Raw genomic sequence first — 7,929 nt, 5'->3', positions numbered from 1 at the left:
CTGCAAATCTTTTTAAAATCCTGTATATTGTCGCACTATTTTCAAACCCTAGCTTATTGAGATTACTATGTCAGCAGATTTATCCTTATACAGAAACATTGGTATCTTCGCCCACGTTGATGCCGGCAAAACCACGACTACCGAACGTATCCTGAAACTGACCGGTAAAATTCATAAGTTAGGCGAAGTTCACGAAGGTGAATCAACCACCGACTTTATGGAACAGGAAGCCGAGCGCGGTATAACTATCCAGTCAGCAGCCGTTAGCTGTTTCTGGAAAGGTTACCGTTTCAACGTTATCGATACCCCGGGACACGTTGACTTTACCGTTGAAGTTTATCGTTCATTAAAAGTACTGGATGGCGGTATCGGTGTATTTTGTGGCTCTGGCGGTGTTGAACCACAATCAGAAACCAACTGGCGTTATGCCAACGACGCTGAAGTATCACGTCTGATTTTCGTTAATAAACTTGACCGTATTGGTGCTGACTTTATCCGTGTTACCGAGCAGGTTAAAAAAGTACTGGGCGCTAACCCACTGATCATGACCTTGCCTATCGGCCGTGAAGATACCTTCTCAGGCGTTGTTGACCTGTTAACCCAGAAAGCCTACGTCTGGGATGAAACCGGCCAGCCAGAAAACTACCAGGTAACTGACGTACCAGCAGATATGGCTGATGACGTTGAAATGTACCGCACTCAGTTAATCGAAACCGCATTAGAGCAAGATGACGACCTGTTAATGGCCTATATGGATGGCGAAGAGCCGTCTATCGAAGACATTCAGCGTTGTATCCGTAAAGGTTGTCGTGACCTGGCATTCTTCCCAACATATTGTGGTTCTGCCTTTAAAAACAAAGGTATGCAATTATTGCTGGATGCTGTTGTTGATTATCTGCCAAGCCCAACTGAAGTTATTCCGCAGCCACTGACGGACGAAGAAGGTAACGAGAACGGTCAGCACGCTATTGTTTCTGCTGATGAGCCATTCCGCGCCTTAGCGTTTAAAATCATGGATGACCGTTTCGGCGCCCTGACCTTTATCCGTATTTACTCTGGTGTACTGAACAAAGGTGATACCATCCTTAACTCATTTACCGGTAAAACTGAGCGTATCGGCCGTATGGTTGAGATGTACGCTAACGACCGTATCGACCTTACTTCTGCTCAGGCGGGTGACATCATTGCCCTGGTAGGTATGAAGAACAACACTCAGACAGGCCACACTCTGTGTGATCCTAAGCACCCTTGTACGCTGGAACCAATGGTATTCCCAGAGCCAGTAATCTCTATCTCTGTAACACCAAAAGATAAAGGTTCAGTAGAAAAAATGGGTATCGCTATCGGTAAGATGGTTGCTGAAGATCCAACGTTCCGGGTTGAAACCGATGTAGACTCAGGTGAAACCATCCTTAAAGGTATGGGTGAATTACACTTAGATATCAAAGTAGATATCCTGAAGCGTACTTACGGCGTAGAGTTAGTAGTTGGCCAGCCACAGGTTGCTTACCGTGAAACCATTACCCGTGAAGTAGAAGACAGCTACACCCACAAAAAACAATCTGGTGGTTCAGGTCAGTTCGGTAAAATTGATTACCGTATCCGTCCGGGCGAGCAGAACTCTGGCTTTAGCTTTAAGTCAACAGTAGTTGGCGGTAGCGTACCAAAAGAGTTTATGCCTGCTATCGAGAAAGGCTTTGCTTCAATGATGTCAACCGGTACCCTGGCTGGCTTCCCGGTATTAGACGTTGAAGTTGAAGTATTCGACGGTGGTTTCCACGCCGTTGACTCATCAGCAATCGCCTTTGAAATCGCTGCTAAAGGCGCTTTCCGTCAATCAATTCCAAAAGCTGGCGCCCAGTTACTTGAGCCAATCATGAAAGTTGACGTATTCACCCCGGAAGATCACGTTGGTGATGTTATCGGTGACTTAAACCGTCGTCGCGGCATGATTTCTGGCCAGGAAGCCGGTGTTACTGGTGTACGGATCAAGGCTGACGTGCCACTGTCAGAAATGTTCGGTTACATTAGCTCACTGCGCACCATGACCTCTGGTCGCGGTCAGTTCTCTATGGAGTTCTCGCACTACTCACCGTGCCCGAGCAACGTAGCTGAAACCGTTATTGCCAAAGAAAAAGAAAAGAAAGCCGCTGCTGCTAAAAACTAAGTAGGAAGCGTGCTTTAAAAAGCCCCGCCGGTGAACCGGCGGGGCTTTTTTATTGGTTTAGATAGCTAATTACTCACACTCAGGATAGCGATATATCTGCAAAGCTTAAACTTTGTAAGCGGACAAGATCGTTACCAGCGACTCGCATTGCTCAGACAAGGCATTGCTGGTCTGCTGTGCCAGTTTAGCCTGGTGAGCACTGTCAGTAGCCAGTTGCCGAACCTGTTGTGTTTTCTGATTTATATTCTCGGCAACGGTACTTTGTTGCTCAGCCGCACTGGCAATACCCGCATTCTGACTTTTTATTCGTTCTACCGCTGCCTGCACGTCAAATAATGCACTACGGGCCCCCTCAGCAAATTGCACATTATCGGATACGGTTAACTTGTAACGGCTATTAATTTTCTGAACCGATTGAACACCAGACTCCAGGCCTGAAATCATCTGCTTAATTTCACCTGTAGAGGCTTGTGTCCTGCCAGCTAGCGAGCGGACTTCATCTGCCACAACACTAAAACCTCTACCCTGCTCACCTGCCCGCGCCGCTTCAATTGCAGCATTCAATGCCAGTAAATTAGTTTGCTCTGCAATGCTGTTAATCACCTCTAAAACTTTCGCGATATTATTACTCGCTTTAGTCAACGATCCTATCGCCAGGTCAGATTCATCCACTGCCTGTATTTGCAATTGCGAATTATCAACGGTTTTTTCGATAACAGTCATAACCTGCTCTGTCAATTTGGCAACTTGCAAAGTCGCAGATTCCGCCTCTAAAGCACCCTTCGCAACGGCATGCGAGGTGGTTGTCATTTCTGCTATTGCATTGGCGATATCGGAGGTACCATGAGTTTGCTGTGTGATTTTATCTGACACCTGCTGTGCAGCCCTATCCATCGTTAATGCTGATTCCTTCAAACCCTTAGAAACCTGTTGTACGTCAACAATAGTCCCTCTTACTCGGTCTAATAACGCATCAAAGCTGTTTGCCATGGTGCCTATCTCATTTTTATTGACGAAATTAAGCCGGGCAGTTAAATCGCCTTCCCCCTCGACAATATTAGAAAGCGATGCATTTACGGTATTTATAGGTTGGATAACAACACGACGCATGACAAAAAAAACTAATGCAATCAGTACAATACCAATAAAAATAACAAAGGTAATGGTAGACCACAGTGACTGCCAAACCAAAGTGTTTCTTTCCTTTTCCGAATACATTAAATGTACTTTGTAACCCCAAGGTGAAAACGGCACCGTTGTTTTATTCCAGCCAGTGTCTTGCTCAGCTAAAATACGCTGAATATCCTCTACACCGATATTATCAGAACTGACACGAATTTTACCGCTGCGATCTTCAATTGCCACAAAGCCCCTTGATAACAAACGGCTTTGCATTACCATGTTATTTAATGCCTGTAAATCTGCCCTGTAGCCTACATAGCTGATGCCAACAACCTTATTGTTGCGATCTGTTAAAGGTTCATAACCGGTAACAAATGGGTTACCTAAAATATCGACCACACCGTAAAACGGTTCATTTCGACGAATTGCCGCAATGGCTAAACCATCAGGGGCCAGCAACGTGCCGATAGCACGGCTATTGTTACTGATCACGTTAGTAGAAATGCGGACAAAATCATCGTTATCACGACTGAATAATGTCGCTGTTCCACCCATAATTGCGGTAACTGAATCTACGAGCTGATATTTATTTGCCTGCCCTTCGTTGTCAAACAACAGATCATTTACCTGGCGCCCCGCAACAACGACCGGAGACCCGACGCTAATATCACCACTTTGCGCAATACGTTGTTTAAACAAACGCATACTGCTTTGCACCTGCGACAACATCAAATTGTCAGTTAACGTTAACAACGCAATAATTTCTCGTCCTAACTGTTGGCGCTCTTGTTCGAGCTGTTGCGTTAATCTATCGGCTTCTCGTCCTGAAATAAGCGCTATCAGTATAATAGCGATGAAAATGACTAACCCGGTCAGCCATGTCACGAATGTCTTTTGTAATGTCATTGCATTCTCTACTAAAATTAAAAAGAGTGAAGTGCTATTGATTATCGGAATCATGCTAACGCCCGATACCCCGGCAGCTGCCTAGTATGGGTCGATTAGGACTCTGCATCCCCACTAAAGCATAAGCAGCATTTTCAAATTTAACCAGTATACTTTGCAAAATGGCGTAATTTTATGCCTTTAATTAACTCATTTAATTCAAGATTCAGGCTTTGTTGCAGGGTGGCATATGCATTGCTAGAGTTACCAACTAAACTTAATAACTAAAGCGCATTGCTATACTGCGTAAGACAAGGAGTTGCCAATGAGCTCGACCAGCTTTACTCAAGGAGGGTATCCGCTAACAGACGGCTGTTTTGACGAACTTGTTAGTGCCAATGGCAGTATTCGACGCCCCGCCGTTGCCATTGCCCGTTTTATTGATAAACATGGCCCCAGCGAATTAATCAGACGACAATCATTGATAAATCAGACCATTAGCGACATGGGCGTGTGTTTTACTCTGTATGCTGATGGTGACAACATAGACCGCGCCTGGCCACTGGACGTAATGCCACGCACTATTCCCAGCAGCGAATGGCAGCTAACCAGCGATGGCTTAAAACAGCGTCTACACGCCCTTAATCTGTTTATTGATGACTTATATAACGACCAGAAAATTCTGAAAGACGGCATTGTACCCAGCGAATTGGTGTTACAGTCCCGCAATTACCTGAAGGCGTGTCAGGGTGTGTCGCCCCGTTATAAGGCATGGGCCAATATATGTGGCACCGATCTAGTGCGCGACGGCAGCGGTAAGTTTTTGGTATTGGAAGATAATTTACGGGTGCCTTCTGGCGTATCTTATATGCTGGAAAACCGTACCGTTATGAAGCGGGTGTTTCCGGAGCTGTTTGCCGACTCGACTATTTTTCCGGTAGATGACTACCCGCACCAGCTGTGGAAAATGCTGGCATCGTTATCTCCGCGTGACGGTGATGTACCCAGCATCGTATTGCTCACGCCGGGAATTTATAACTCAGCCTATTTTGAGCATACGTTTTTGGCCCAGCAAATGGGGATCGCGCTGGCAGAAAATCACGATATGTATGTCGAAGATGATGTCGTGTGGTTAAAAACCCTGCGCGGTAAACGACGGGTCGATGTGATATACCGGCGGGTCGACGATGTTTTTATTGATCCACAAGCCTTCCGGCCAGACTCGGTACTCGGCATTCCAGGTCTTATCAAAGCCTGGGCTAAAGGCAATGTTTCTATTGCGAATGCCCCCGGTTCCGGCGTTGCAGACGACAAAGTGGTGTATGCCTATGTGCCGGCAATTATTGATTATTACCTGAGAGAGCAGCCCCTTATCGATAATGTCGAAACCTTTTTGTGTCTCGATCCTAAACAAAAAAGTTATGTCCTGGCGAACCTGGACAAACTGGTGGTTAAACCGGCTAACGAGTCTGGCGGCTACGGCATCTTAATCGGCCCCCGCTCTACCCTGGCCGAACAGCAAGAAATGGCTGCTGCTATTGAAGCAAATCCCCGCAATTTTATTGCCCAGCCTACATTAAATCTGTCAACAGCTCCCACTTTGTGTGGTGATGTTTTAGAGCCACGCCATCTTGACTTGCGCCCCTTTATTTTACAGGGAGAAGAGCTGTACTGCACTACGGGCGGCCTAAGCCGCGTTGCATTAACCAAAGGCTCCCTTGTGGTCAATTCCTCCCAAGGTGGCGGCAGTAAAGACACCTGGATCATCAATGATGAGGTATAACCCATGTTATTAAAATCTGTTGAACATATTTTCTGGCTTGGCCGGTATCTGGAGCGGTTGGATAACACGGCCCGCCTGGTCAATGCGACCAGCCATTTGCTGATCGACAGCCATAAAGATACTAAATTCAGCTGGCCGGTATTGCTGGATGTCATGGGGCTGAACAGCACCAAAGCCCTGGATAGTTACCAACTACCCGCCGACGCGCAACCAGAGCAATCCAGTATTGAAAATGCAGTGATGTCGCATTTAATCAGTAATAAAGACAGTACGGTGTCTATTCGCTATACCTGCAGCCAGTTGAAATTTAACGCCCGTACCATCCGCCAGCTTATTCCCCGGGATATGTGGGAAGAGCTGAATAAACTGGACTTATTTTTAAAACAACACTGTCAGCAATTACAAGGCAGGCAGCACCGCTACAACCTGATGACGGAAGTCAGCCGGCGCTGTCAGATGGTGGTTGGCGTGTTAGATGGGGTGATGTTACGCGGCGATGCATTTGACCTGTTTAACAGTGGCCGGCTTTTAGAGCGGGCTGATATGACCACCCGGATTATGGATGTGCTGGTGTTACAACAACTGCAGCCTACCCAGATAAAACGACCAAAATTCCGCTGGACCTCTATTCTTAATGCTTTAGGTGGCATAGAGTCTTATCATTACTATCTTGCTGAGCAAAGCGGCGATGTCGATACCATTGATTACCTGTTAACCTATGCTGATTTCCCGCGATCTATTGCCTATTGTTTAAACCGGGTGGCAGCTTCTGCCAGAACCTTGCCACACAGCAACAGTATTTTAGAGCAGGTACACGCGTTGCAGGCACTGTTAAAAGCGCAGCCCCTTACTGATTTATCTACAGAGCAACTGCATGTGCTTATCGATAACATTCAGAGCGGTATTATCAATTTGCACCAGGTGATTGTAGAGCCAAAGAGCAGCCAGCAAAGCCAGCAGCTGTCAGCTTGAAGGGTTACTCAGGCCAACATGCTTTATCCGGTTGGCAACAGACGTTTATTACAGGAGCCTTATGTCATTAAAGCCGGCGCAGCCAGGATACAGCGAACAGCAACACTGGCAGACGCAACCCCAGTGGCACACGCTGCAACAATGGTGGCAGCAACAAAACGATACTACACTGAGCCAGTTGCATAACGAATTACAGCACCAGCTGCGAGAAAATGGTGCCGCAGTTGATCCCTGGCATACCTCAGCACGGCAACTGGATTTGCAACCCTGGTTAATTGCCGGTGAAGAATGGCAGACGCTGGAGCATGGTATGAGTCAGCGCCATAAGTTGCTTAATGCCATGCTTGCAGATTTGTATGGCCCGCAAAAATTGCTACAACAGGGCATTATTCCGGCCGAAGTCATTTACCTTAACAGCAGCTTTTTACTCCCCTGTGCAGAGTTAGTCGCCGAACAGCCTTGGTTATCGATGCTTGCCTGTGATGTCGGCCGCAACAGCGATGGCAGCTTTTGTGTTTACAACGATGTCAGTCGGGCACCGGCGGGGCTTGGTCATGTGCTGGAACACCGGCTGGCCTTTAACAATACCACCACTGAGCTGAATACTCAGATTAAAAAAACCCAGTTAGCCGGTTTTTTTCGTCAATTGCAGCAGTTACTGCAACAACCGGCTCAGAGCAATCATCAGCAACTGGCCGCCCTGCTCACGCATCAGCAGCGGGATACCGCTTACTTTGAACATGCTTTCTTAGCTAATTATCTGGATATTGCCCTGGTGCATGGTGCAGATTTAATGTTTAAAAGCGGCAAACTGTGGCTGAAAACATTAAGTGGCCTGCAGCCTATCCACGGCGTGCTGCGCTACCTGGACGACAACAGCTGTGATCCACTGGAGCTGGCACCCGCCAGCAGCGGTTGTGCCGGCATGTTGCAAGGTATCCGCCAGGGTCAGCTTTTTTGCGCCAATCCGCCAGGCACCGCATTGCTCGAATCCGGAGCG

At 47.1% G+C, this 7,929-nt stretch carries 5 protein-coding genes; 4 read left to right on the top strand and 1 reads right to left on the bottom strand.

Annotated features, from left to right (window positions below):
* Positions 1–61: 61 nt before the first annotated feature.
* Positions 62–2,167 carry an elongation factor G gene (gene fusA / locus ABY802_RS15040; RefSeq protein ID WP_372627945.1) on the top strand — a complete coding sequence of 702 codons (2,106 nt, stop codon included), beginning with the start codon at positions 62–64 and terminating at the stop codon, positions 2,165–2,167.
* Positions 2,168–2,272: 105 nt separating this feature from the next.
* On the opposite strand, the gene ABY802_RS15035 is transcribed toward fusA, so the two are convergent.
* Entirely contained in the window at positions 2,273–4,195 is a 1,923-nt protein-coding gene (locus ABY802_RS15035; protein ID WP_372627944.1) for a methyl-accepting chemotaxis protein, read from the bottom strand.
* A 304-nt stretch (positions 4,196–4,499) separates the two neighbouring features.
* On the opposite strand from ABY802_RS15035, the gene ABY802_RS15030 reads away from it, so the two are divergent.
* The 3 genes from ABY802_RS15030 to ABY802_RS15020 all read left to right on the top strand — a co-directional run.
* On the top strand, positions 4,500–5,957 hold the full coding sequence (locus ABY802_RS15030) for a circularly permuted type 2 ATP-grasp protein (protein ID WP_372627943.1): 1,458 nt from the start codon (positions 4,500–4,502) through the stop codon (positions 5,955–5,957).
* Positions 5,958–5,960: 3 nt separating this feature from the next.
* Positions 5,961–6,929 carry an alpha-E domain-containing protein gene (locus ABY802_RS15025; RefSeq protein WP_372627942.1) on the top strand — a complete coding sequence of 323 codons (969 nt, stop codon included), beginning with the start codon at positions 5,961–5,963 and terminating at the stop codon, positions 6,927–6,929.
* A gap of 61 nt (positions 6,930–6,990) precedes the next feature.
* A partial coding sequence (locus ABY802_RS15020) for a circularly permuted type 2 ATP-grasp protein (protein WP_372627941.1) occupies positions 6,991–7,929 on the top strand: 939 nt, incomplete at its 3' end.

This window comes from Arsukibacterium sp. (assembly GCF_041616895.1).
In the GTDB taxonomy this organism is placed as follows: Bacteria; Pseudomonadota; Gammaproteobacteria; order Enterobacterales; family Alteromonadaceae; genus Alishewanella.
Note: the sequence above shows the minus strand (reverse complement) of the source record. Positions and strands in the feature narration are given on the sequence as shown.

Bases quoted from the DNA above. Each gene is read 5' to 3' on its own strand.
- ABY802_RS15035 (WP_372627944.1), bottom strand. From the start codon at position 4,195: ATGACATTACAAAAGACATTCGTGACATGGCTGACCGGGTTAGTCATT.
- ABY802_RS15030 (WP_372627943.1), top strand. From the start codon at position 4,500: ATGAGCTCGACCAGCTTTACTCAAGGAGGGTATCCGCTAACAGACGGC.
- ABY802_RS15025 (WP_372627942.1), top strand. From the start codon at position 5,961: ATGTTATTAAAATCTGTTGAACATATTTTCTGGCTTGGCCGGTATCTG.